At 43.5% G+C, this 25,106-nt stretch carries 19 protein-coding genes and 5 pseudogenes; 3 read left to right on the top strand and 21 right to left on the bottom strand.

Annotated elements, in window-relative coordinates; translation table 11 throughout:
* From AWH49_RS13730 to fliS (AWH49_RS13695), 8 genes are all read right to left on the bottom strand, one after another.
* On the bottom strand, nt 1-741 hold a 741-nt coding region (locus tag AWH49_RS13730; protein ID WP_063966177.1), incomplete at its 3' end, for a GerAB/ArcD/ProY family transporter.
* Nucleotides 738-2,324: a spore germination protein gene (locus AWH49_RS13725; protein ID WP_063966176.1), complete on the bottom strand. Its 1,587-nt coding sequence runs from the start codon at nt 2,322-2,324 to the stop codon at nt 738-740. The genes AWH49_RS13725 and AWH49_RS13730, both read right to left, overlap by 4 nt.
* A 108-nt stretch (nt 2,325-2,432) precedes the next feature.
* Nucleotides 2,433-2,825, bottom strand: a complete 393-nt coding sequence (gene cccB / locus AWH49_RS13720) for a cytochrome c551 (protein WP_063966180.1) — start codon at nt 2,823-2,825, stop codon at nt 2,433-2,435.
* 181 nt (nt 2,826-3,006) lie between these two features.
* A protein-coding gene (prfB, locus tag AWH49_RS13715; RefSeq protein WP_157723735.1) for a peptide chain release factor 2 occupies nt 3,007-4,105 on the bottom strand; the annotation gives its coding sequence in 2 pieces (ribosomal slippage) (nt 3,007-4,032 and nt 4,034-4,105; 1,098 coding nt in all).
* Between the two features lie 116 nt (nt 4,106-4,221).
* Entirely contained in the window at nt 4,222-6,732 is a 2,511-nt protein-coding gene (gene secA, locus AWH49_RS13710; RefSeq protein WP_063966175.1) for a preprotein translocase subunit SecA, read from the bottom strand.
* Between the two features lie 96 nt (nt 6,733-6,828).
* Nucleotides 6,829-7,890 (bottom strand): SEC-C metal-binding domain-containing protein, encoded by a 1,062-nt coding sequence (locus AWH49_RS13705; protein ID WP_063966174.1) that lies wholly within the window; start codon nt 7,888-7,890, stop codon nt 6,829-6,831.
* Nucleotides 7,891-7,987: 97 nt separating this feature from the next.
* Nucleotides 7,988-8,539 carry a ribosome hibernation-promoting factor, HPF/YfiA family gene (hpf, locus tag AWH49_RS13700; RefSeq protein ID WP_018394604.1) on the bottom strand — a complete coding sequence of 184 codons (552 nt, stop codon included), beginning with the start codon at nt 8,537-8,539 and terminating at the stop codon, nt 7,988-7,990.
* A 112-nt stretch (nt 8,540-8,651) separates the two neighbouring features.
* The gene (gene fliS, locus AWH49_RS13695) at nt 8,652-9,020 is read right to left on the bottom strand and encodes a flagellar export chaperone FliS (RefSeq protein ID WP_063966173.1); all 369 of its coding nucleotides are present in this window, start codon (nt 9,018-9,020) and stop codon (nt 8,652-8,654) included.
* 106 nt (nt 9,021-9,126) lie between these two features.
* Here fliS (AWH49_RS13695) and AWH49_RS13690 point away from each other — a divergent pair, with 106 nt between their 5' ends.
* Entirely contained in the window at nt 9,127-9,924 is a 798-nt protein-coding gene (locus AWH49_RS13690; RefSeq protein ID WP_063966172.1) for a flagellin, read from the top strand.
* A 34-nt stretch (nt 9,925-9,958) separates the two neighbouring features.
* Here the strand turns inward: AWH49_RS13690 and fliT are convergent, their stop codons facing one another.
* The 4 genes from fliT to flaG are packed head-to-tail and all read right to left on the bottom strand — an operon-like array spanning nt 9,959 to nt 12,971.
* A complete protein-coding gene (gene fliT, locus AWH49_RS13685; protein ID WP_063966171.1) occupies nt 9,959-10,303 on the bottom strand; it encodes a flagellar protein FliT in 345 nt (114 codons plus the stop codon).
* Nucleotides 10,303-10,698: a flagellar export chaperone FliS gene (gene fliS / locus AWH49_RS13680; protein WP_034286910.1), complete on the bottom strand. Its 396-nt coding sequence runs from the start codon at nt 10,696-10,698 to the stop codon at nt 10,303-10,305. Before fliS (AWH49_RS13680) ends, fliT begins: the two co-directional genes overlap by 1 nt.
* A 33-nt stretch (nt 10,699-10,731) precedes the next feature.
* Nucleotides 10,732-12,615 (bottom strand): flagellar hook-associated protein 2, encoded by a 1,884-nt coding sequence (locus tag AWH49_RS13675; RefSeq protein WP_063966170.1) that lies wholly within the window; start codon nt 12,613-12,615, stop codon nt 10,732-10,734.
* A gap of 14 nt (nt 12,616-12,629) precedes the next feature.
* Entirely contained in the window at nt 12,630-12,971 is a 342-nt protein-coding gene (gene flaG / locus AWH49_RS13670) for a flagellar protein FlaG (protein WP_063966169.1), read from the bottom strand.
* Between the two features lie 178 nt (nt 12,972-13,149).
* On the opposite strand from flaG, the gene AWH49_RS13665 reads away from it, so the two are divergent.
* Nucleotides 13,150-15,252, top strand: a complete 2,103-nt coding sequence (locus AWH49_RS13665) for a choice-of-anchor I family protein (RefSeq protein WP_244886854.1) — start codon at nt 13,150-13,152, stop codon at nt 15,250-15,252.
* A 163-nt stretch (nt 15,253-15,415) separates the two neighbouring features.
* On the opposite strand, the pseudogene AWH49_RS19765 reads toward AWH49_RS13665, so the two are convergent.
* The 8 genes and pseudogenes from AWH49_RS19765 to fdhF form a co-directional block, all read right to left on the bottom strand.
* A pseudogene (locus tag AWH49_RS19765) lies at nt 15,416-15,571 on the bottom strand (VOC family protein); the annotation flags it as partial.
* A gap of 59 nt (nt 15,572-15,630) precedes the next feature.
* Entirely contained in the window at nt 15,631-15,834 is a 204-nt protein-coding gene (locus AWH49_RS13660) for a TspO/MBR family protein (protein WP_063966167.1), read from the bottom strand.
* A gap of 14 nt (nt 15,835-15,848) precedes the next feature.
* The gene (locus tag AWH49_RS13655; protein WP_082862846.1) at nt 15,849-16,787 is read right to left on the bottom strand and encodes a PD-(D/E)XK nuclease family protein; all 939 of its coding nucleotides are present in this window, start codon (nt 16,785-16,787) and stop codon (nt 15,849-15,851) included.
* A gap of 21 nt (nt 16,788-16,808) precedes the next feature.
* On the bottom strand, nt 16,809-18,941 hold the full coding sequence (recQ, locus tag AWH49_RS13650; protein ID WP_063966166.1) for a DNA helicase RecQ: 2,133 nt from the start codon (nt 18,939-18,941) through the stop codon (nt 16,809-16,811).
* 165 nt (nt 18,942-19,106) lie between these two features.
* Nucleotides 19,107-20,260, bottom strand: a pseudogene (locus AWH49_RS13645) (RNA-guided endonuclease InsQ/TnpB family protein).
* A pseudogene (locus tag AWH49_RS13640) lies at nt 20,244-20,396 on the bottom strand (IS607 family transposase); the annotation flags it as partial. The pseudogenes AWH49_RS13645 and AWH49_RS13640, both read right to left, overlap by 17 nt.
* A 264-nt stretch (nt 20,397-20,660) precedes the next feature.
* Nucleotides 20,661-21,200, bottom strand: a pseudogene (locus AWH49_RS13635) (helical membrane plugin domain-containing protein); the annotation flags it as partial.
* Complete coding sequence (gene fdhF, locus AWH49_RS13630; protein ID WP_063966163.1) at nt 21,193-24,150, bottom strand: formate dehydrogenase subunit alpha; 2,958 nt, start codon at nt 24,148-24,150, stop codon at nt 21,193-21,195. The gene fdhF and the pseudogene AWH49_RS13635, both read right to left, overlap by 8 nt.
* Nucleotides 24,151-24,298: 148 nt before the next feature.
* Between fdhF and AWH49_RS13625 the strand changes: the two genes are divergently transcribed.
* Complete coding sequence (locus AWH49_RS13625; RefSeq protein ID WP_063966162.1) at nt 24,299-24,769, top strand: low molecular weight protein-tyrosine-phosphatase; 471 nt, start codon at nt 24,299-24,301, stop codon at nt 24,767-24,769.
* Nucleotides 24,770-24,866: 97 nt separating this feature from the next.
* Here the strand turns inward: AWH49_RS13625 and AWH49_RS13620 are convergent.
* Nucleotides 24,867-25,106, bottom strand: a pseudogene (locus AWH49_RS13620) (methyl-accepting chemotaxis protein); the annotation flags it as partial.

Below are 25,106 nucleotides of genomic sequence, written 5' to 3'. Positions count from 1 at the left end.
AGTGAGTTTCATTTCCTTTGGAACGAATACAGCAGAGGCGACAAAAGCGAGGAACGTATAGATCACTGTAACGACCGCATTCGCACCGGCTGCTGCTTTCCATTTAGCTGTTTTTGATCCTTCCGTAAAAGGGTACAAATAAAGTAAAAGTTCAAATCCTGAAAACGCATTAACCATTTTCCCGCTGCCTTTCATAATGGCCTCCACTCCGTTTGAGGCGACTGGCAACAAGTATTGTATCTCGAAGTGTGGAATGAGAGGAAGGAACACGAATAAAACAGACACGAGTAAAAAAGAAGCCAGGACATGAAACCGTGCCATCACTCTCACGTTTTCTTTTACAAGGTAAACCGCCACCGCGATACTCAATAAGGCAAAGACGAGATGCGGTGTTCGTGGAAAAGCCCAGTTTGACGATATGGCAAGAAACATAGACAGCTGATGGCAAACCATAGCAAAAAAGAAAAGCGTATACATCATCGTTAACACAGTACCGATGATTCTCCCGACAAGAAGCGGGGCAAAATCATACAAGGTGAGCCCTGGAAAACGCGACGAAAGCAGCCACATCAGCGCAATGCCTCCTTGTACGAACAAACCTGCAAGCAAAACGGCAATCCATCCATCTTTTCCTGCTTCCTCGTGAACCGTGTAAGGAAGCGATAAAAGGCCAACGCCTATCTGCGTTTGCAACAGAATGAAAAACAGCTGAACGGGCGAAATCGTTGCAGGTGATTTCATTTTTTCGCCCACTCTCTTGAACCGAACTCCGCGCCTTCTTTAAGTGGACGACTGTCGAGCGGCCGTGTTTTCTTCTTCCAAGCAGACTGTTTTATAAACGTATCTCTTAGCAGGTCTTTCAGACGAAAAGGAGCCATTGGCGCAAAATAAGGCCTGCCTAGTGATTCAAGCTTACATAAGTGAATAGCAAGGGCCACTATTCCAAACATGAGCCCGTAAAAACCAAATAAAGAAGCCAAGATCATTAACGGGAAACGAATAAGCCGAGTGGCTGTACTCATTTCCGCTGACGGCGCGACAAAGGACGAAATCGCTGTGACCGCCACCACAATAACGGTTGTACGTGAGGCAAACCCTGCGCTGACAACAGCATCACTGATGATGATACCTCCGACAATCCCGATGGTCTGTCCGATTGGTGTCGGAAGTCTCACACCGGCTTCCCGTATGATTTCAATGGCGAGCTCCATCGCCAGTACTTCAATGAGCGGTGGAAACGGAATCGTCTGAACGCCCCCTTTTATATTTAAAATCAGATCAGGCGGCAACACTTCAAAGTGAAAGCCGACGATGGCTATATACAAACCCGGAAGCATGATCGCGATTAAAAAGGAAATAAACCGGAGCAGCCGGTAAAAAGAGCCGGGGATGGTGCGGGCGTTGTAATCATCTGGAGACTGATAAAGAGCAAAAAAAGTCACCGGCATGATGATGCACGTCGGACTCCCATCTCCGAACAGTAAAATTCTTCCGTCCATTACATTTGCGATCGCCCGGTCCGGACGCTCTGTTTGCAATACTTGTGGAAATGGAGACAACGTTGAATCTTCGACCATATCTTCCAAAAACCCAGGATTAAACATCATATCCATATCGATGCTGTTCACACGCCGCTTTAGCTCCTCGACAAGCTCTGGATTGGCGATTTCTTTTTCATAAATAATCGCGACACGCGTATTTGTTTTCTGTCCAAGTTGGACATACTCGATCATCAGTCCTGGATGTTTAATTCGCTCTCTTATTAAGGCAATATTCGTGTTTAAACTTTCAACGAAGCCATCATGGGAGCCGCGGATTACTTTTTCATTCGCTGGCTCCATAATGCTGCGTAAGAAAAATGTTTCCACACCACACGCGATGCCTATCGGACGTCCTTCCAAGAAAAGAAGCACTTTCCCTTGCATTAATGCGGCGATTGCTTTATCTGGATCCGCTTTTTCCTCCCGTTCCAAAACCGTCAGTGCTTCTTCCGCATTTTGCCTGTCTGTTTCCGAAAGAGGGCGAAGAATACTTTCTTCAATTCGTGCTGAATCTACGATAGTTTCAAAATACAAAAGCCGGCCTTCCGCTTTTTCAAATGAAAAGGTCCGCTCTTTTAGATCTCCTGATTTACCGAGTAGATCGATAAGTTGCTTCGTATTTTCAGCCGCTGAAAGAGAAAAAGAGCCGCCATCGCTACTCTGATGCTTCGTGTTCTCGGCCGCTGATAGAGAAGATGGACTGCCATCACTACTCTGATGCTTCGTGTTCTCAGCCGCTGATAGAGAAAATGGACTATCCTCACCGCTCCGCCAAACTGCCATACAGATCACACTCCCTTTTCCGTAGGATGGCAAGGGTGCCGTTTTTTATACATAAAAAAAAGGCCTTCCCAATCGCCATGCGTTTGAGATAGACCCTTTTTTTGTTTATTATTTTTTCTCTGCCAGCCATGAGGCAACAGCTTCCGCATTTTCGCCTTCCACAACTTTCGCAGGCATTTGACCTTTACCATTTGCAAGAATGTCTAAAATCTCATCTTTGCTGTACTTTGCACCCACTTTATCAAGTGCCGGTCCAAATCCGCCTTCAAGATTGCCGCCGTGACAGCTTATGCAGCTTTGCTTGTACACTTCTTCACCAGCTGCTGCTGTAGTCGTGTCACCAGCATCTTCTTTCGGTGTCGCTTCATCAACGGCTTCTTCTGTGTTTTGCTCTACTTCATCAACAGCTTCTTCTGTGTCCTTCGCCGCGTCATTTCCGCCGCCACATGCCGCAAGTGCTACGGATGAACCTAGAATGAGCGCAAGCAATGATTTTTTCAATTCCATTCTAAAAAGCCCCCTCTTGAAAATGGTTTGTCGTGCCTTCATTAGTATACCAATTTCACCAGATTTAAATCATTTGCTAAAATGACAAAACTGGTACGATTTCACTTTTCCCTCTTTTCAGAAAAAAAACCATGATTGAAACAAATGCTGCCAAGAATAACAGCACTTGAATTTTTTATATACGTGAACGAAGGTATGCGTTGATAAAGTTATCGAGATCGCCATCCATCACCGCTTGAATGTTCCCTGTTTCTTCATTTGTACGGTGGTCTTTTACCATTGAATAAGGGTGGAAGACGTACGAACGAATCTGACTTCCCCAGCCAATCTCTTTTTGTTCACCACGAATTTCCAACAGTTCTGCTGCCTGCTCATCCAGTCTGCGCTGATACAATTTTGCTTTCAGCATGTTCATCGCACGGTCGCGGTTTTTAATTTGTGAACGTTCTGTTTGACACGTCACGACAACGTTTGTTGGAAGATGTGTAATCCGAACAGCGGAGTCTGTCGTATTAATATGCTGACCGCCGGCGCCGCTCGCACGGTACGTATCGATTTTCAAATCTTCTGTACGAATTTCGATTTCGATTTCGTCGTTAAATTCTGGCATGACTTCACACGATGAAAAAGACGTGTGGCGCCGGCCTGATGAATCAAATGGCGAAATACGGACGAGGCGGTGAACCCCTTTTTCCGCTTTCAAATAACCGTACGCGTTATGACCTTTTATAAGAAGCGTGACACTTTTGACGCCCGCTTCATCACCTGGCAAATAATCGAGTGTTTCGACTTTAAAGCCGCGTTTTTCGGCCCAGCGTGTATACATACGCAACAACATGGACGCCCAGTCCTGCGACTCTGTGCCGCCTGCGCCCGAGTGAAGCTCCAAGATCGCACTGTTTTTATCATGCGGTTCGCTGAGAAGAATCTGAAGTTCATAATCTGCAAGACGCTTCATAAATTCTTTCATTTCATTGGAAAGTTCCTTGTGCAAGTCGTCGTCGTTTTCTTCTTTTAATAACTCATGGGTCATTTCAAGATTTTCATGTGTTTCCACCATATCTTTATATTCAACGACGAGGTCTTTCAAGCCGTTTAATTCATTAATAACGGTTTGAGCACCTTGCTGGTCATTCCAGAATTCTGGCTCAGTCATAAGCTCTTCCAATTCTGCCATTCTGATCTCTTTATTTTCTAAGTCAAAGAGACCCCCTGAAGTCCGCCAGTTTTCCGGCTGAATTGTCTAGCTCATTACGAATTTCAAATAATTCCATATGATACACCTCTGTTAATTTTTAGTTTGATCGGTACGTGCATGCATAACCATTTCCATTTGCATGAATCTAGTCTATTCTATTCAAATTTCTATTTTGGTGCGCGAATGAGCTGATTATTCTTGTAGCCCGTGGCAGTTTTTATATTTCTTACCGCTTCCGCATGGGCACGGTTCGTTCCGGCCAATTTCCGGTGCTTTGCGAAGTGGTTTTTTCTTTTTTACGCCCTCATCTTCTTTCGGATTAACCGCTTGGCCTTTCGCGACTTCTTGACGCTCGAGGTTGCTGCGGATTTCCGCTTTCATGACGTATTTCGACGCTTCTGCGTTGATTGCTTCAATCATCGCTTCAAACATGGCAAAGCCTTCATTTTGATATTCACGAAGCGGATCGATTTGTCCATAGGCCCGCAAATGAATACCTTGACGAAGCTGATCCATCGCATCGATATGGTTAATCCATTTCGAGTCAACTGCACGAAGAAGAACGACTTTTTCAAACTCGCGCATTTGCTCGAAACCAAGCTGTTCTTCACGTGCATCGTAACGTACTGCAACTTTATCCCAAATAATACCGCTTATCGCATCCAGATCTTTGCCACGCAGTTCTTCTTCTGTAAGCGCATCTTCTTCAAGCAAGTTCGCATTTACGGTATCTGTAATGCCTGACACATCAAACAGTTCTGCTTCATCTCCATCGTTTGCATGCACAGCAATGGTTGAAGCGATTTCTTTTGTAACCATTTCTTCCATAATCGTGCGCAAGTTTTCTGAATCCAACACTTCATCGCGCTGTTTGTAAATGATTTCGCGTTGCTGACGAAGCACATCATCATACTCAAGAAGACGTTTTCGGGCATCAAAATTGTTGCCTTCCACACGTTTTTGGGCAGATTCAACTGCACGTGACACCATTTTACTTTGAATCGGCTGTGAATCATCCATGCCTAGCTTTTCCATCATCGACTTCATGTTATCCGAGCCGAAGCGGCGCATTAATTCATCTTCCATTGACAAATAAAATTGTGTCACACCCGGGTCTCCTTGACGACCTGAACGCCCGCGCAGCTGATTATCGATCCGGCGAGATTCATGACGTTCTGTACCAATAACAGCCAGGCCTCCGAGCTCTTTTACACCTTCACCTAGCTTAATATCCGTTCCACGTCCAGCCATGTTCGTTGCAATCGTCACCGCACCAGGCTGACCTGCATTTAAAATAATTTCCGCTTCACTTTCATGATTTTTTGCATTCAACACGTTATGAGGAACGCCTTTTTTCTTCAAGTGAGCTGAAATCAATTCAGACGTTTCAATCGCCACCGTCCCGACAAGAACGGGCTGCTTTAATTGATATCGTTCATAAATATCTTCTACAACGGCCATAAATTTCCCATTCATGGACGCGTAAATTAAATCCGCACGGTCATCACGGGCAATCTCACGGTTTGTCGGAATTGCCACAACACGCATGTTATAAATATTGCGGAACTCTTCTTCTTCCGTTTTCGCCGTACCGGTCATACCGGACAGTTTTTCATACATACGGAAGTAGTTCTGGAACGTAATTGTTGCCATCGTCATGCTTTCATTTTGAATATCGACGCCTTCCTTTGCTTCAATCGCCTGATGAAGCCCGTCAGAATAACGGCGTCCTTTCATTAAACGGCCGGTGAATTGGTCTACAATGACGACCTCGCCATCCTGCACAACATAATCAACATCGCGATGCATCGTCACACGTGCTTTTAGCGCTTGCACAATATGGTGATTCAGCCCAACATGCTTTAAATCAAATAAATTTTCAATGCCGAATGCTTTCTCTGCTTTCGTCATTCCTTCTTCTGTCAAAAGGACACTTTTCGTTTTAATATCGACGGTAAAATCTTCGTCTTCTTTCAACGTGCGAACGAATGAAAAAGCATGAATGTACAGCTGTGCTGACTTCGCGGCCTGACCAGAAATGATAAGAGGTGTCCGCGCTTCATCAATGAGAATCGAGTCGACTTCATCAATAACGGAAAAGTGAAGCGGCCGCTGTACTTTATGTTCCTTATACAGCACCATATTGTCACGTAAATAATCGAAACCAAACTCATTATTCGTTCCGTACGTAATATCCGCCGCGTACGCTTCTTTTTTCTGCTCTTTTGACAAGCTGTTTAAGTTCAAACCAACCGTCAAACCGAGGAATTCATACAGATGCCCCATCTCTTCTGCATCACGGGACGCCAAATACTCATTGACCGTAATAACATGGACTCCTTTACCTGAAATCGCATTTAAATACACTGGCATCGTCGCCGTCAATGTCTTCCCTTCACCCGTTTTCATCTCAGAAATGTTTCCTTCATGAAGGACGATCCCACCCATTAACTGCACTTTATATGGATAAAGCCCCAGCACACGCTTCGCCGCTTCCCGCACAACGGCAAAAGCTTCCGACAGCATATGATCGAGCGACTCGCCTTTTTGGTAGCGCTCTTTAAATTCAACTGTTTTTGCTTTTAGCTCAATATCCGAAAGCGCCGCCATATCATCAGCAAACGCTTCTACTTTGTCTGCCATTTTTTCGAGTTTTTTTACTTCTTTTTTATTCGCATCAAATACTTTCTCTAATAAACCCATTTATAAACGCTCCTTTTCAGGTTCAACAGGGTAAAACCTTTACAATTTTCCTATTTAATATTACCACTTCTAAAAGGAGGCGTACACTTATATGGTCTACTGTTGCCTCGCCTGATCCACTTCTGCCGCAGGTTTTAGCTTTTCTTGAAGCACGACTTCCATTTCTTTCAATCGTTTCGATAGTGTCGAAGCGGAAATCGAATATCGGCTGGCAATGGCCGCTTTCGATTCTTCCTTATCCAGAATACCGTGCGATTGCATCAATGACAGAAGTGCTGCTGTAAAGACTTCTGGTTTGCGGACAGTTGGATCTTCTTTGCTGCAGTAATAATTCCAGAGCAATACAGCCATTTGTACAATCGGCTGCTCAATTTTTTCCTGTTCAAACGATTCGACAATATGTTCAGCAGTCGTAGAGTGAGCGTCTTTCAACCACGTTAACGTGGTTACATCCACTACATCTTGCTGTTCTTCATATAGATTAAATAGTCGATCCATCACCGCCATAAACATGTTTGTAAAGAACGACTGTGTATCTTTATACGGAGAAGCTTCGTACAATTCTCGAACGGCTTTCGTCATCGCGCCGACACGTGCAGGCTCAAAATGAAAATCGGTCATAAAAAACGTATAGTCGGATTCATGCGGCAAAAGCGCACCCGTTACAAATGCCCCTTCAAGCGACACACTTTTAAGCGCACGAATGGTGTACATTTCATCCGTTAATAGATCACGAACGTGATACATATTCCCTTCACATGATTCAATGACACCAGCCATAAAGCGGTAATCGGTCCATGATGCCACAATTTCTGCTGTCCGTTTCCGTGTAATAGATGGAACACGGCGCTTCACAAACTCCGTTAAAATGGTTTCATTCCCTTTCAATACTTGTGTCAAAATGGCCCAAATTTCAAATGTCACGAGAAACACCTGCTCATTTTTACGCAGTGTCTCATACGTCTGAAGAAGCGGCTGAAATTGTTTTTTCAGCATCGCTGAATGTTTTTCCATCGCATAATCGATCAGTTCACGCTGCACATTGCTGCACTCTTCTACTAATACAGTCAGGATTGCAGCCCCTTCTATTTTTCCACAGCATTTTTTATATTTCTTTCCGCTGCCACATAGGCATAGATCATTCCGTCCAATTGACATTCATCATTTCCCCCTCATGCAAAATCACGAAACTAATCATACCACGAATAGCCCTCATAAAAAAGAAGCCCGCCATAGCGGACTTCTTTCACTTCCCTTAAGTTGTTTCGATTAAACCATATTTGCCGTCTTTTCGTTTGTATACGATGTTTGTACTATCAGATGCAGCATCTGTATAAATGAAGAAGCTGTGACCGAGCAAATTCATTTGCAAAACGGCTTCCTCCTCATCCATCGGTTTCAATTCAAACTGTTTTGTGCGCACAACTTGAAGATCATCATCTTGCTCCTCAGCAGGCGCATTGTCTGACAGTATTGCAAAGTAATCTTGCGGCTCGCCTTTTTCACGAAACTTACGGTTTACTTTCGTTTTATGTTTGCGGATTTGACGCTCCAGTTTATCGATAATCAAATCAACCGCTGCGTATAAGTCTTGATTGCGTTCCTCAGCGCGAAGAACAAGCTCTTTCATTGGAATCGTTACTTCCACTTTTGCATTTTTATCGTTATATACTTTCAAATTCACATGCACATTCGCATTAGGAGTTTCGGTGAAATAACGCTCCAGCTTGCTGATTTTCTTTTCTACGTGCTCACGGATTGCCGGAGTCACTTCAATATTTTCACCACGAATGTTATAGTTCTTCATGCAGAACTCCTCCTTCAACTAATTGCTAGCTTACTATACTCTTAATATTCTTTATATACCCTTCATAATCCTTCTTAATCTCCGAAATAATTTGTCGAATATTCAAACTATTTTATTGTGGCTTGCGGCTATCTTGCCATGCTTGATATAAAGACGACACCATTCTTTCTGCCTCATCAATAAGCACCAAGTCACTCTTTACATTCGCTTCAACAAGCATCGCATTGATACGTCGATACACAATCGATACAGACTGCCCTTCTTTCGTCTTCTCATTTAAAAAAGGAACAATCTCCATTATGCATTGCTGTGCCCGCTTCAAATGTAGATTTTGTTCGAAACGATTCGAACCCTCCATTGAAACTTTCGCTTTTTTCATACATTTTATGCTTTCCTGTAAAAGAAGAGATGCCATTTCAACCGGCGAAGCCGTCGCAATGGCGTTTTGAACATACATTTCTCTTGCCTGTTTTCGATTCAACTTACTCACTTCCCACTTATATTTTTTAGAAAGCTGTTAATAATTCTGTCTTTTGACCGATATACAGCATAATGAATGACTTAATAAATAGAGGGTGAAATACAAAATGAGATTGCAGAGCTTTACGTACTCCATGTCACGTTATGAAAAAAACAACCTTCAAGCGAAGAAATCAATGGAAAAAATCTCAAGCGGTTCCCAAGTCAGCAAAGCCAGCCAGAATCCAACGGGTGTCGCCATCTCCGAAACCATTAAAGCGCAAGTGCGCGGCCTTGAACGGGGACAGCGCAATATGCAGGACGGGCTATCGCTTCTCAGCGCTGCCGACGAAGGGTTGAATCATGTTACAAAACAGCTTCATCGCGGATATGAACTAGCCGTCATGAGTTCGAATGACACGTTAGGCGATGAAGACCGAAAAGCAGCTCAGATGGAACTCGATGAAATCCTTGATACGATTGATGATACAGCCAATCAACTGGAATTTAATACGATTAACTTGTTCGGCAGCGACAAGAAATTTCAAATTGCCGGCGGCGCTTCCGGTATAACGATGGAAATTGTACTTCAAAAAACGAACGTTGAAACACTTGGCTTAACAAATGCCAAACTTGATCCTGTTGAAGAAGCACGTAAACTATTCCCCAAAATTCAAAACGCCGTCACGCAGGTCACTGGCCAATTGACAAAAGTCGGCAGCTACTACGAAGCCATTGAACATGAACTAACAAATGCCAATGTGCTCGAAGACAATTTGAAAAAGGGATTGTCTTTAATGAGTGATACGGACGTATCAAAAGAAGTGATTCAACTCGCTATTTCAAGCATCCGCCAGCAAGCGGATCAGATTTTAATTGGCGACACGAGCGACATCGCGAAAGGTGTTCTTGCTATTTTTAAATGATCAGAAAAATCCGGGCTTATGCAGCACCGGATTTTTAATTGCGCTTATCGTAAAAAACACCATCTGTCTGCAGCGCCTCATACGGATTCGAGTATTTATTCATCGACTGCTTTTTCATACTGACTTCTTTTAAATCATCTTTCACCGCATTATTCAATCGGTTCAGCCGCGCTTCAATCTCTTTATTCATCTGGATAATTTCACGCCCGAGCACCTGCTCTTCTGCCGTAAAAGGCGGTTTAATAGAAGGTAGAATGGCCGCACGCTGGTCAAGCAGCCCTTCTGTCTCTTCAATTTGACTGTCACGATTACTTTCGACCGCTTCCAATAAATCAAGCAGCCGCCTCGTCATTTTATGACAGTCATGAACCGGCGTCATTACACACGTCCGCCCGCACCAACTTGCTGAATGCGGCGGTTTTCTTGAATGACTTGCTTCCATGTATCGCGAAACTCAGTCACAAATCCTTCCACTTCTTTCAAAATAGCCGGATCGTTTTGAACGTTCGCTTCAATAAGGCGTGTGTATAAATATTCATAAAGCGCGAGCATATTTTTGGCCACATCTGTATCCGTTTTGAGCGTAATACTCAGTTCCCGCACAATGGCCTGCGCTTTCTGGATATTCACATTTTTTTGTTCGATATTCTTGTCTGCCATAGCCCGTTCGGCAAGGCGGATAAATTTAATGCAGCCATTATAAAGCATCAATGTTAGTTCACCCGGAGAAGCTGTCGTAACCGAGTTATTTGCATACGCCTGTTGTGGGTTCATCGCCAATTGTAACGACTCCTTTTATATGAAAAATTACATGCTAAATTGTTGCATTAAATAGTTTGATTGTGAGTTTGCTTGTTGAATCGCTTTTTCCATTGCCGTAAATTGTCTCCAATATCGATCTTCTACTTGAACCAAACGGCTCTCAAACCGTGTAATACTGCTGTCAATATTCGATAGCTGACGGCCAAGCGCAAATTGCTGATTCGTCGAAAACGTGTTGCCGGCCCGTTCTTTCAATTTATCCATCGTTGCATTTACCGTGTCATACAACCGGTGCACAATCCCTTTTTCCAAAGCAGCTGATGAATCTCCACCGCCACGGAACAACGCTTCCACTGCATCAGGATTGTTATTAATCGCTTCTTTCAACTTCGCTTCATTAATTTCCAATTTCCCGCCTTCAAGGTAGTTTGCTGTCGTTGTAATGCCAATCGACGCTAACTGTTTGAACATTGGATCGGTCGTGCTATTTGAAATAGGCTGTGAGAAATTGCCTCGCATATTCGTCAGCACACCGGTCAAAATCGTATCTCGGCGAAGCAAACCGCTCTTCGCTTTCTCTTCCCACTGCTCCTGCTGCTTATCGCTCAACGATTCACGCTGTTCATCTGTCAGTGGCGTGTAAGAACGATACTTTTCTTCCGACGTTTTTGAACTGATCGCGCCGATTAACGTGTTGTATTTGTCGACGAATGATTTAATATTGTCGTACACTGCGTTGCCGTCATTGTTAATGGAAAGAGTTGCAGCTCCTTCATTAGCATCAAACGTTTTTTTCAATGTAATCGAGACACCGTTCATGTCGAACGTGTTGGACGGACGATTTGTTTCAAGTCCGTTAATCGTAAATGCTGCATTTGCTCCTGCTGTAACAATACTCGGAGTGGCTGCTTTATCCAGCTTCAATGCTGATATAATAAAAGATTCAGCTCTGGCTATGTTAATCGCGTCAGTTTCAGCCGGAGTAGGGTTAGCAGGATCAGCAACATTAGCAATAGCCTCATCAATCGCCGTACTGCTTATAGTGATATTACCGGCACCGTTATTAAAATCGCCTGTTTCTTTTTGCATGAGCGAAATTTTGTTCGTCACGGTATCGTAAAACATGGATACGCCTGCATTAGAGCTGTTTACTTTATTTACTACCTGATTCAATGTCTCTGTAGAACTGATAAGGAAGTTTTCTTTCACATCGCCTTTTGAGGATTTAGCTGCAATTGAAAAATCAGCATATTTTTCACCATTTTGAGCGACTGAAATGTAATCAACTTTCACCGTAGAATTTGGTTCAATTGTATGACTAAATGTTATATTCCCATCTTTGTCGATTTTCGCTTGATTTTTAGTTGAATCAAACGTATCTCCAAGCCCCACCATTTGATAAGAAACACCATTTACTTTTACCGACATTTTAGCAAACTCGGCTTCTTGAATCGTCCCAGCATCTACTCCTAAACTTAGCGGGTCCGTTCCCTTTTGCGTTAATGTTTTACTGCCAACAGCACCATCTAACCATTTCGTAAAACCTGGCATTTGAGCCACAAGTTCTTTCGTTCCATCGACACTTCCAATCGAGCTTGTCACCCAGTTTTCCGCTTTAGCAAGAGCTGTTACTTCTGAAATTGAGTAAGACGCCTGCGATGCTGCACTTGTAGCTGTCGCACTCACTTTCGTTTCATCTGATGATGTCGTCGTACGCGCCCGATATTTTGTTGTCAGTTTCATTTGTGTCAGTTCTGTCCGGAAATCAAGGAGAAGTGTGTTCATCTTGCGGTAGTCATCACGCTGCCATTCTAGCACTTGTTTCTTTTGCTTTAATTTATCAAGCGGCATACGCTCCGCTGTCATTAAGTTTTTAACGATGGAATCAATGTCCATCCCACTTGCCAGTCCCCCAACACGCATAACCATTGTGATCGTCCCCTTTATACCTTTTTGTCCACAAGTAATCCAATAAACTCAGTCATCGCAGCATACATATCGAGCATCTTTTTCGGTGGAATTTCCCTCACGACTTCCCGCGAATCATCATCTACAACGACAACATAATATTCTTTCAAATCATCATGATATTCAAATTGAACATGCGTCCGCGTCGGCTGTAAAAACGTGTTGACCTGCTCCGCAAACTTCGCAAGCTCTTCTTCCTTCATAGAAACGGACTGCTCCGCCACTTGTTGCATTGGCACAGCCAGTTTTGTCCCTTCTTTCACCTGACTCACGCTCATGACCGTCTGCGAAACACTTTCCCCCACTCGTTCAACCATTATTTATTCACCCCTACCGCGCATTCTTCTCCTTCTTATATCGACATATCTTTTCATTTCTTTACATTAAATTAAGATTTAATCCAATTTTACACAGTATTAACACTGTGTTCATACTAGTGCTAAATAAATGCACTATGCTAAAAAGAAAAAAGTGAGGCACACCACATTGAAAAAAATGATTAAATGGACCGCACCCGCAGTATTAACCGCATCATTATTTGCACCTATAACGGCAGGAGCTGCTTACAGCGACTCTGTGAATGTCAAAAAAATCGCTTCCTATACATCTGCAGCTGCCGATGAAGATGGCGGCGTTGCAGAAATTATCAAATATCATCCTAAAAGCAACTCTTTTTACGTGATCAACGGAAAAAATCAAAAGATTGATATCGTCTCACTTGAAAAAGGCACGCTGACAAAAAAGAAAGAGATTCATATTCCATCGCTCGTCAACTCAGATACATTTACATATGGCGATGTGACAAGTATCTCCATCCATGGCGATCATATCGCGGCTTCTGTACAACATGAAGACTATACGAAAAATGGTGTCATCATCGTGATGGATCTTAGCGGCAGCCTGCTTCATACATACGAAACTGGCGTTCAGCCAGACATGCTGACGTATTCAGCTGACGGTAACTATATTTTAAGCGCGAATGAAGGCGAACCTCGTATGGGACTCGAAAATGGTGTGGACCCAGAAGGCTCAATCACGGTCATTGATACAACGACAGACGCTGCGAAACACGTCAAATTCACCGATGAATCCATCATTGCAGACGACGTACACATTCGTACCAGCACAGCTGCTACGGATCTAGAACCAGAATATATCGCGCTCTCTGGCGACGATACAACGGCTTATGTTACTCTTCAAGAAAATAACGCAGTAGCTACTGTCAACTTTACGTCTGCTTCTATCGAATCTGTCCGTTCATTAGGGTATAAAGACCATTCAAAAGAAGCAAATGCACTTGATGCTGCACGCGATGGCAAGATTAACATTGAAGCGCTCCCTGTTCTTGGCGTGTACATGCCTGATGCCATTTCTGCAGTAACGATTGATGGCAAAGATTATTTACTGACGGCCAATGAAGGCGATGCGACTGAGTGGGAAGAATTTGTGAACGTCGCTGATTTTAAAGACTGGAAAGAAAATCTTACGGATAGCAGCATGAAAAACTCGACTGCGTATGACAAGCTTGAAGTGTTGACAGACCGTGGCACTGATGCCATTTATACACTTGGCGGCCGTTCATTCTCAATCTGGAAAGCTGACACGCTGGAGCAAGTGTTTGACAGTGGCAGTGACTTTGAAAAGATTACAGCAGAGCGGCTTCCCAAGTACTTTAACTGGTCAAATGACGATAATGAAATGGACAAGCGAAGTGCAAAAAAAGGGCCGGAGCCAGAAGAAATTAAAACAGGCATGATTGATGGAAAACTCGTTGCGATGATTGGCTTAGAGCGAATCGGCGGCGTCATGACATACGATATTTCCAATCCTGAAAATCCGGTATTTTTAAATTATACAAACACGCGTGACTTTAGCGATAAAATAGCTGGCGATGTTGCACCAGAAGGATTTGACTTTATTTCAGCTGAAAACAGCCCGACGAAAAAGCCAGTGCTGCTCGTAGCGAATGAAGTGAGCGGAACAGTTTCAGCACTTGAATACCGCGGCACAAATTCCATCGGTAAAAAAGGATATCTTCAAGGATTTAACAACGGCACATTCCGTCCTGATCAAAAAGTAACGCGCGGTGAATTGTCTGCGATGATTGCAGGAAACCTTGATGTGGAAGGAACAGGATCTCCATTTAAAGACGTCCCGGCTGGAAGTCGTTTCGCGGATTCCATTGCAGCAATCACTGATGAAGGATTGTTGAGCGGCTATTCTAACGGCAATTTTGGTCCCATTCATTCATTAACACGTGCTCAGTTCGCAGCCATTGTGGACCGATATATGGCAAATACGTGTGAAAATGCAGCCGTTGCTTCTTACTGCAGCGCAGACAAAGAATTAATAAAATATAGCGATGTAAAAGTTTCTTATTGGGCATCAGATGCCATCCAATCTGTCAGCACAGCTGGTTTAATGAACGGCTATAGCAGCGGTGAATTCCGCCCCGACCAAACTGTAACACGTGCTGAAGCAGTGAAAGTATTACACAAAGTATTTAATCGCGAGACCGTTTCATCTAACAACGCAACGTTTAAAGATGTCCCAACGGAACACTGGGCATTTAAAGAAATTGAATCTGCTGTAAAATAATAAAACAGCCCCTTTTCCGAATTCGGAAAAGGGGCTTGCTTCTATTTTTGGCCGTTTAAGCATCATTTGTGACCACTCAGCACCAGTTCTGACCATTCCACGCTAGTTCCGACCGCTCAACCTTATTCCTGACCACTTACTTTTTCGTTGCCAGTGGCTTTAAGCGCGCTTCAATCGGGATTTCGAAAAACGTCAATTCCGTTCCCAGGCTCCCTTTTTCATCTCCATAAAACAAATGATAGACAGATGTATCTTCCTGATTAACCGTTTTCTTAATCAATCTTATTCCTAAAACGCCTGTATAAAAGCGAACCTTTTCTTTCTAAACTACTCCTGCATCGGCTTCACCTCATCGGCACCAAAAAGCCTTACTCTTTTTTAAGAGTAAGACTCATTCCGCTTCCAAATAGAATAATTCAATCTAAGCGCAAACGTTACCCACATAATATAGGGCACCATTAAATGACCCGCGAGCTGATCTACTTGATAAAACTCATACGTTGTCCACGTGATCATACCTAGCATCGCCGCCATTTCCACAAACGCTGTACCCCGCAGCCCCCATTTAAAAATTTGAAACAAGAAAAGACACAGCTTCACGGCTGTGCCAGACAGATTTCTTTATGATTGCATTTTTCACATCGCTGCTCGTATTCTGTCCTGGGAAATTCATTGAGATCAACTGGTTCATTCGAAATCATATCGAGCTGGTAGCGGTGCATCATGTGAACGCTTTGCTTCATTTTGGAAAGCATCCGTTCAATATCTATTTCTGTCAATTGATACGCGCGCTGCACACCGGTTAGCACATATTCATTCCGAATCTCAATTTCATCAATTCCCGCATTGTATTTTTGCATAATATAATACGCGTACAACGCAAGCTGGCTTCTGTCGTCTTCCGCTTCTTTCCCTGTTTTCCAATCGACAATAACCCACTTGCCCGCTTCAATATCACGGTACAATAAATCCATCACGACGAAAATCTTTACGCCATCGATCGTCATGAACCGAAATTCCTCTGCTTGTTGAAACTGCATCGTCTGCGGACGTTCCGTTATATCTTGAAAGGAGCGGCTCGCCAGCAAATGGGCGAACACAACGGAAAGACGGCCCCGATACTCCTCCGCTTCCATCCGGTTTAATTCCCCTTCATAATACATGTCATACAGCATTTTATAGCGGGCCGGTTTTTGCATCCAAAGCTGTTTACGATCTCGCGAATCAATATACGCCCGGTTAAGCATCGAACGCCCTTCTTCTATTAGCTCCGCATTTGTCATCACATGCCCATGTCTTAAAAACAGCCTCACTGCTTTTTCTGCCAGCTCATGCACAATCTGCCCGAACGCCATCGGCAAATTTGTTAATTTTTTCAGGCGGTATGCGTGTTTCACCGATTCATCCACGTCATACAGCCAGCCGTTATGACTCATATAATACTCATATCCATATTTGCGCGCACACGTCAGCATTGTTTTATGACGGGAAAATGACCACGAAAACTCTGGAAACTCGCGTACTTCAAACGCCATATCGCATCCCCCTCCCCCGATTTAGCGACTAGATTCCACTTTTCTCATCTCTAAAAATACTTTAATCATCCCGTACGTCACGTCATCCGGCACAAGCTCTTTAATCGGCTTCAGCCGCTCTACACCCGCTTCTTCTATCGCTTTTTCAAGGATTTCCCGGTATTGCTCAGGCACAATTAAATTCAAATCGACCGCAAGCCCTTCATTCATGCATTGGATTAAATGATTTTCGACCGTACTCACTGTAAGATCCCGATCCGCAGCAATTTCAGCAGCTGTCAATCCGTTTTGATGCAAATCAAACGTTTCGAGATGAGAACCGTTCACTGTCTTTTTCTTCGGAGCTTTCGTTAAATACGTTGCTTTCAAATCCCTTTCACGCTCCGGATGATCGGCAGAAAACGTTTGAATCGCACGTAAAAAGGAATCCCCATACTTCTCAAGCTTACTTTGACCGACACCACTGACCGCGAGAAACTCTTCTTCTGTTTCGGGCATTTTTGCGCACATATCTTGCAATGTTTTATCTGAAAAAATAACGAACGGCGGTACACCAGCTTCGTCAGCCAGCTCTTTTCGCAATGAGCGCAGTTCTTCAAAGAGCGGATCATCTTTTGCAATTTTCTTCGTTTGAACGGCTTCTTTTCGTTTCACCAATTCTTTTCCGAGTAGTACATTTTTCCCGTTTTCTGTCACAAAAATGGTCGGATACTGCTTTTGCTCGACGCCGATCAGCTCCTGCGAAATGAGAAACTCGATGAAATTCGTTACATCTTTCGCACTTTGATGTTTCAAAATACCGTATGTAGACAGCTGATCAAAGCCAAAATCCTGTATTTTTTTGTTTTTTGATCCAGTCAGTACTTGTGCCGTCATCGCTTTGCCGAAGCGCTGTCCCATACGGATGACACAAGACAACACCATTTGCGCTTCTTTCGTCGTATCGACACTTTCACGTGAATCGGTGCAGTTGCCACAGCGTCCGCACGGTTTAGGGTATTCTTCACCGAAATAAGCGACGATGAACTGCTGCAAACACTTTTCTGTATGGCAGTAGTCGACCATAAGCTGCAATTTATCAAGCTCTTGCGGAATGCGGTCTCGCTCGAGTGTCTGGTCAATTAAAAAGCGCTGTGTCTGTACATCCTGAGATGAATAGAGCACAACACATTCACTGTCCAGTCCGTCACGTCCAGCACGGCCTGCTTCCTGATAATAGCTTTCCATATTTTTCGGTAGCTGATAATGGATGACGTAACGAATATTCGACTTATCAATCCCCATTCCGAACGCGTTTGTTGCAACCATGACAGCCGCTTCATCTGTTAAAAATCGTTCCTGCTCATCATTGCGTGCGACATCGCTCATGCCTGCATGATAACGCGCCACATCTATACCGTTTTTTTTCAACCGCTCATATAACTGATCAACGGTTTTACGTGTCGCTGCATAAATAATGCCCGCTTCTTTTTCATTTTTCTTCAAATACTCTTTTAAAAAGCCATTTCGATCCTGGCCTTGAATAACTGAAAACGATAGATTTTTTCGCTCAAATCCGGTAATGACTGTATTTTCTTCTTCTATAGTAAGAAGCCGGCAAATGTCTTCGCGCACGTTTGGTGTCGCTGTCGCTGTCAGCGCCAGCACAACCGGGTTACCTGGCAGCATTTCCGCCATCCGGTGAATATGCCGATAGCTCGGGCGAAAATCGTGTCCCCACTGTGAAATACAGTGTGCTTCATCAACGGCAATGAGCGGAACCTTTAGCTGCTTTAATTGCTCAACAAAAGACTGTGACTCAAGACGCTCCGGCGCAATATAAAGAAGCTTATACTCCCCATTTCGTGCTGCGTTCATCGTTTCCCGAAACGCTGCATTGCCAAGCGAACTATTAATATATGCAGCTGGAATGCCCGCTTCAAGGAGCGTATCGACCTGATCTTTCATTAATGAGATGAGCGGCGATACGACAATCGTTGTTCCCGACAGCACAAGCGCCGGAATTTGATAACAGATCGACTTCCCACCGCCCGTCGGCATGACACAAATCGTATTCTCACCGTTCAATACTTGGCCAATTGCTTGCTCCTGCCCACTCCGGAACGAATCATATCCGAAATGTGACTGCAAAAATTCACGTGCACGTTGAATCATTCACATACTGCCACTAAAAACATAGACAAATGTAATCATTCATCTACGCTAGACGTTTTCTTGCTTCTACGTGTCCCGCCTCGCCACTTGCCTGCTAATACGGTTGGTCTAACACTCCACAAGCGTAAATTCGGATGTAGCCCACCCTACATATATACAGATTAGTTACATTAATACTGTATATTGTTTCGCATATTTCAGATTTAAAGCGGCGTTGAAATCCCGGTCTAATGCAGTATGACAGCTGTCACATGTGAATGTGCGTTCGGACAGGCTTAATTTTACTTTCTTATGACCACAGCACGAACACAGCTTGGAAGATGGATACCATCCGTCTGCCTGTCTTAGTTCAATGCCGTGCTTTTTACATTTAGCCATGAGCCATTCTTTAAACGCATAGAAATTCTGCTGTGCGACTGCTTTAGATAGATACCGGTTTTTCATCATGCCTTTCACGTTTAAATCTTCAATCGTGATATAAGCTGGCTTGGTTTTCACCAGAGTACTCACGACATACTGAATATATGCTTGACGAATATTCGCCAGTCTAGCGTGCAGTTTCTGAACCCGAAGGATCTGCTTCTGCCTGTTTTTGGCGCAGAATTCACCTCTCTTTTGATTTTTATTTTGTTCATAGCTTCTGCTCAGTTTCCTTTGCTGCCGTTTCAACCTTTTTTCAAGCTTCTTGACACGAACAGTTTTATTCACATTCGCAAACGTTTCATTGTGGCTGCATATCGCAAATTCTGTAATGCCAAGATCCACGCCTATTCCGTCATGATCATTGATCTGCTCACTTTCTTTTAGCTGGACTTCACACAAGACAGACACGTAATACCGGCCTGCTTTTTGAGAAATCGTGCAGTAGAAACTTTCGCATCAACCGGAATATAGCCATATTCTTTCAGTCGGATCCATCCAAGAGTCGGAACCTTGATTCTATGACGTTCTACGACTATATCCTTCGGGTTATTCTTTGGAAAATATGCTTTTACGTCTTGCTTTTTCTTTATCTTAAACTTAGGGCGTTCAGCTAATCCTTTAAAAAAGTTCTTAAAAGCCCTGTCTCCATTCATAATCGCTTGTTTTACGGCTTTACTGGAAACATCTTTTATCCAAAAATCAGTCTGCTTTGTATAAATATTGTTCAGCCATTTAGAGAAATCATAGCCGGACAAATGCTTACCTGTGGCTTTGTAGTGATTCTGTGCTGTGTCCAAATATAAGTTATACACATATCGGCAAGTGCCAATCGTTTGATTTACTTTTGTCATTTGCCTTTCATCAAGGAGGATTTCTGTCTTATATGCTTTTTTCAACTTCTTCATCCCCCTTGATTTTCTTTTTATATTTTCGCAAGCCATAGATTCTACAACTAAACATATGAATAATCGAAATCAAATCGTCTACCAATTCTTGTTGAGGAGACAGCTCTTCATTCTTAACAACTAAAATGTCAACGTCTTGTTTTTGAAGAAATGATTCAATGTTTATCACTTCTTTGCTCGTTTTCTTTCATTGTAGCATAGTGGCGCAGGGAGGGGCCGCCCTAAAAGTTAGTAATTAACTAACTACTAGGTCCAGCCCCATTGTGAAATAGAGTAATTATTTCTTTGGTTTTCTCGACATAGCGATTCCGATGACTGACACACCAGCAGCGGCAACCATCCATCCTTTCGATACTCTTAGCTGTTTTTGCTCGTGAATGGGCTCCGGCTGCATGTCCATTTTTTCAGCTTGTAGAATCGTTCCTGCCTGATCTTCCGGCAACTGTGTCGTTCGTTCAAGCTCTTGCTTGTTTTCGCCCATTCCTTTTAAAAACGTGAATAACAAGCTAATGGCTCTTTTTACTTCCGGTTTTGAAAGTGAATAGATCATTGACACATACCCTGCATCTTCTTTATCTGCTTGTGCCATGCGGGCAATTCCGTTATTTACTTTTAGAATAACCGGCTCCAGCTGCTGGACGTTTAACGTTCCAAGCATCCCGAGCATGAGGAGAAGGTTTTTTATCGTATTAGCGGTTTCGGGCTTATCGGCCGCCTTCACGACTATATCGAGTACGCGGTCACCTTGTCCGAAAAGACTGTTCACCATATTCAACACGTTGCGGTCCTTCATCTTATTGATCACACTAAATAATTCCTTGATGACTTCTTTATTATCGGCAAGCATCTGTTCAATTTCTAACAAGTCCTGTTTCCGTTTTTCTTCTTCCGTTAATTCGATATGATGGATTTTCGTTATCGGCTTAGCCATGCTCTCTCTCCCCCTTTTTCACCATCTCACCAGGGAAGATATAATCAGTACGCGCCCATTTTTTCTCTACTTGTACACCTATTTGCGGCTGCGGGTTTCCATTTCTGTAATTAATGCGCGGCAACGGGCTCTCACCTTTTTCTTTTAAAATGTCCATTGTCGCGCTAATTTCTTTGTACGCCGGTGTGTCTGTATCTTTATCCGCATGGCTGCCCGTTAAATAATTAATAGCCCCTTCACCTGAATCATTCATCGGCAAGTACACTTCTTTCCCTTTCACCCGGTCTGTTACGAGGCATTTCACTTTCACACTGCCATAAGGTGATGTGAGCCGTACGAGTGTTCCATCTTCAAGTTCCCTCTCCTCCGCAAGCTCCGGTGATACTTCAAGAAACACTTCTGGCGTTTTAGACGTAATGCCTTTCGATTTATATGTCATATTGCCTTCATGAAAATGCTCAAGCAGCCGGCCATTGTTAACATGAAGATCGTATTCTTCGGCAAATTCGAGCGGTTTCGTCCATTCCACCGGAAATAACTGTGCTTTTCCGTCCGGAAAAGGGAACTCGTCGATAAAAAGGAGCGGTGAGTCCACACCATCTTTCGCGACAGGCCACTGCAAACTTTTATATCCTTCTAATCGTTCATACGAAACACCTGTATAAAGCGGAGATAGACTTGCGGCTTCCGCCATGATGTCTCCCGGATGATCATATTGCCAGTCCGCTCCGAGGCGGTTCGCAATGTCCATAATAATTTTCCAATCCGGTTTTGACTCACCTAGCGGCTCCAGTGCCTGATAGAGACGCTGAATTCGGCGTTCTGTATTCGTAAATGTCCCTTCTTTTTCAAGGCTCGGACTCGCCGGCAAAACAACATCGGCAAATTCAGCCGTTTTGGATAAAAAGATGTCTTGAACAACGAAGAAATCCAGTTTTTCAAATGCTGAATGTACGTAGTTTATATTCGAATCAACAAGACCCATGTCTTCCCCTTTTAAGTACATCATTTTCACTTTTCCATTATGAATGCCTGCAACCATTTCATGATTGTTTAATCCAGGTTCAGATGGGATTTTAACGCCCCAGCTTTTTTCATATTTTGAACGCACGTTGTCATCTGCTACTCTTTCATAACCTGGAAAACGATCTGGCATGCTGCCGAAATCACTCGCTCCCTGCACGTTATTATGACCGCGGAGCGGATAACTTCCTGCACCTGGTTTCCCATAGTTTCCTGTTATTAAGAGCAAATTAGAGATCGCTGTACTCGTATCACTTCCGCCCATATGCTGTGTAACGCCCATCGCCCACAAAACACACGTCGTTTTAGCTTGATGAATGTGCTCCGCAAGTTGAATAAGCGTCTCTTTTTTAACACCCGTCACACAAGCCGCATAGTCCATCGTAAACGGTTCTAAACTTTTTTTATATTCATCTAGTCCATTCACACGGTTTTTTAAAAAGCGTTCATCTTCCCATCCTTGATCGACAATGTATTTTGTTACAGCAGACAACCAGACCAAATCAGTCCCTGGTTTAGGCTGAATAAAGAGATCCGAGCGATCCGCCATTTCATGCTTACGTAAATCGGCGACAATTAATTTCTGTCCTTTTAACTTATGAGACCGTTTTACTCTCGTCGCCAGGACAGGATGTGACTCTGACGTATTCGAACCGACAATTAAAACGAGCTCTGACTGCTCAATATCCGTAATAGAACCTGAATCGCCGCCATAGCCGACCGTTCTGAAAAGCCCCATCGTTGCCGGCGTCTGGCAGTAACGTGAACAGTTGTCCACATTATTCGTACCAACCACCCCACGAGCCAGTTTCTGCATTAAATACGATTCTTCATTTGTACATTTTGAAGAGCTAATAAACGCCATTGAATCCGGCCCATACGTTTTGTTCGCTTCTATGAATTTGCCGGCAATCAGCTCGAGCGCTTCTTCCCATTCCGCTTCACGGAACGCGTCGCCTTCACGAATGAGCGGCTTCGTCAACCTTTCCTCGCTGTTGACGTAATCCCAGCCGAATTTCCCTTTTACACATGTTGAAATGCCATTTGCCGGCGCTTCAATTTGCGGTTCCACCTTTAATATTTTCCGGTCCTTCGTCCATACATCAAAGCTGCAGCCGACACCGCAATATGTACAAACCGTTTTTGTTTTCTTAATATTTTCTTCCCGCATCGCCGCTTCCATATCCGAAATAGCTAAAATCGATCCGTAGCCTGTTTCCACATTTTTCGTCAGCTCGATCATCGGGCGAAGCGTTGCTTTCGCAATCCCTGTTAAAAAACCTGCTTCCCCTTCCATTCCTTTTTCAAGCATTGCATTACATGGACAGACCGTAGAGCAATGACCGCACGAGACGCATGATGATTCATTAATCGTCGTGTTTTTATCCCAAATAACACGCGGCTTTTTTAAGCTCCAATCGATTGAAAGTGTTTCAGTCACCTGCACATCCTGGCAAGCTTCTACACACCGTCCGCATAAAATACATTGATCCGGATCATACCGGTAAAAGGGATTCGAATCGTCTATTTCATACGGCTTCGGAGCAAAAGGAACACTCTGATGATTAATCTTCATTTCTTTTACCGTGTTGTGGATTTCACATCCGCCATTGTTGTAGTCACAAACGGTGCAATAAAGCTCATGATTGTGAAGGATGCGATCCATACCAATCAGCTGTGCTTCTTTTACTTCAGGCGAAACAGAATCAATCACATCTCCTTCTTGAATGACCGTGGAACAGGATCGGACAAATTCGCCATTCACTTGTACAATACACGTATCACATGTCTCAATAGGCCCGAGGCTCGGATGATAACAAACACTCGGAATAGTGAGCGAACGATCCGTTAATGCGTGTAAAACCGTTTGATCATTTTGCAGGCTTGTTTCTTCCCCATTAATAGTGACTCGTACGTCTTGTGACAAAATGTTTCCCCCTCCCCATTTCAAGAAAATTCTGTTTTTTATTCACGATTCCCTTCTTTTAAACCTTTCAAACTGTTTGCTTCATAGGCGAATGAACGCATCTTTAATCAACCATGGTATACTTAGTCATAAAAAGGAGCTGACAAAAGTGATTAACGTACTGTTCGTCTGCCTTGGCAACATTTGCCGTTCACCAATGGCAGAAGCTTTATTTCGTGACTTAATCGAAAAAGAAAACTTGGGTGATACCATTACGGTTGATTCTGCCGCTACAAGTTCATGGCACATTGGCTCACCGCCTCATAAAGGTACGCTTGGTATTTTAAAAGAATACAACGTGTCCGCAACAGGACTAGCTGGCCGACAATTAACGAAAGAAGACTTCGACCAGTTCGACTACATCATCGGTATGGATGAAAGCAACATTCGCAACATTTACGATATGACTGGCCATCCTGATCATCCGAAAATCATTCGACTGCTTGATTTAACGAATCATAAAAAAGATGTACCTGATCCGTATTACACGGGTGATTTCCAAGAAACATATGAACTGGTCACAGACGGCTGCCAGGCGTTACTTGCGAAAATTCGTGCCGAACACAATTTGACACATTAAAGACGAATTCGCCGTAAACAATAAGAAACCATTTTATAAAACAGAATAAGGCTGTCCCAGTCAATTATTCATTGACTTTTGGGACAGCCTCTTCGTTTTACACTTTAAATCGATCAACTGCTTCTTTTAACTCGCGGGCAATTTGATTCATTTCATCCGTCGCTTTTGCGACACGCTCCAACTCCACTTGCTGAGCAGCCGCTGATGCACTCACCTGCTCCGCGGAAGCGGCTGTTTCTTCAGATATCGCCGACACGTTTTGAATCGACAGCATCGCCTGCTCTTTCTGTCCAACCATTTCCTGTAGCTTCAATGTCAGCTCATCGACTGAATGTCC

The sequence above is a fragment of the Domibacillus aminovorans genome (assembly GCF_001643235.1).
Classification (GTDB): domain Bacteria; phylum Bacillota; class Bacilli; order Bacillales; family Domibacillaceae; genus Domibacillus; species Domibacillus aminovorans.
The sequence above is the reverse complement of the archived record's forward strand: the minus strand, read 5'-3'. Positions and strand labels throughout refer to the sequence as shown.

Coding starts and splice junctions, on each gene's coding strand:
- AWH49_RS13725 (WP_063966176.1), bottom strand. CDS start 2,324: ATGGCAGTTTGGCGGAGCGGTGAGGATAGTCCATTTTCTCTATCAGCG.
- secA (WP_063966175.1), bottom strand. CDS start 6,732: ATGGGTTTATTAGAGAAAGTATTTGATGCGAATAAAAAAGAAGTAAAA.
- AWH49_RS13705 (WP_063966174.1), bottom strand. CDS start 7,890: ATGTCAATTGGACGGAATGATCTATGCCTATGTGGCAGCGGAAAGAAA.
- hpf (WP_018394604.1), bottom strand. CDS start 8,539: ATGAAGAACTATAACATTCGTGGTGAAAATATTGAAGTGACTCCGGCA.
- AWH49_RS13690 (WP_063966172.1), top strand. CDS start 9,127: ATGAGATTGCAGAGCTTTACGTACTCCATGTCACGTTATGAAAAAAAC.
- fliT (WP_063966171.1), bottom strand. CDS start 10,303: ATGACGCCGGTTCATGACTGTCATAAAATGACGAGGCGGCTGCTTGAT.
- fliS (WP_034286910.1), bottom strand. CDS start 10,698: ATGAACCCACAACAGGCGTATGCAAATAACTCGGTTACGACAGCTTCT.
- AWH49_RS13675 (WP_063966170.1), bottom strand. CDS start 12,615: ATGGTTATGCGTGTTGGGGGACTGGCAAGTGGGATGGACATTGATTCC.
- flaG (WP_063966169.1), bottom strand. CDS start 12,971: ATGGTTGAACGAGTGGGGGAAAGTGTTTCGCAGACGGTCATGAGCGTG.
- AWH49_RS13665 (WP_244886854.1), top strand. CDS start 13,150: ATGATTAAATGGACCGCACCCGCAGTATTAACCGCATCATTATTTGCA.
- AWH49_RS13655 (WP_082862846.1), bottom strand. CDS start 16,787: ATGGCGTTTGAAGTACGCGAGTTTCCAGAGTTTTCGTGGTCATTTTCC.
- recQ (WP_063966166.1), bottom strand. CDS start 18,941: ATGATTCAACGTGCACGTGAATTTTTGCAGTCACATTTCGGATATGAT.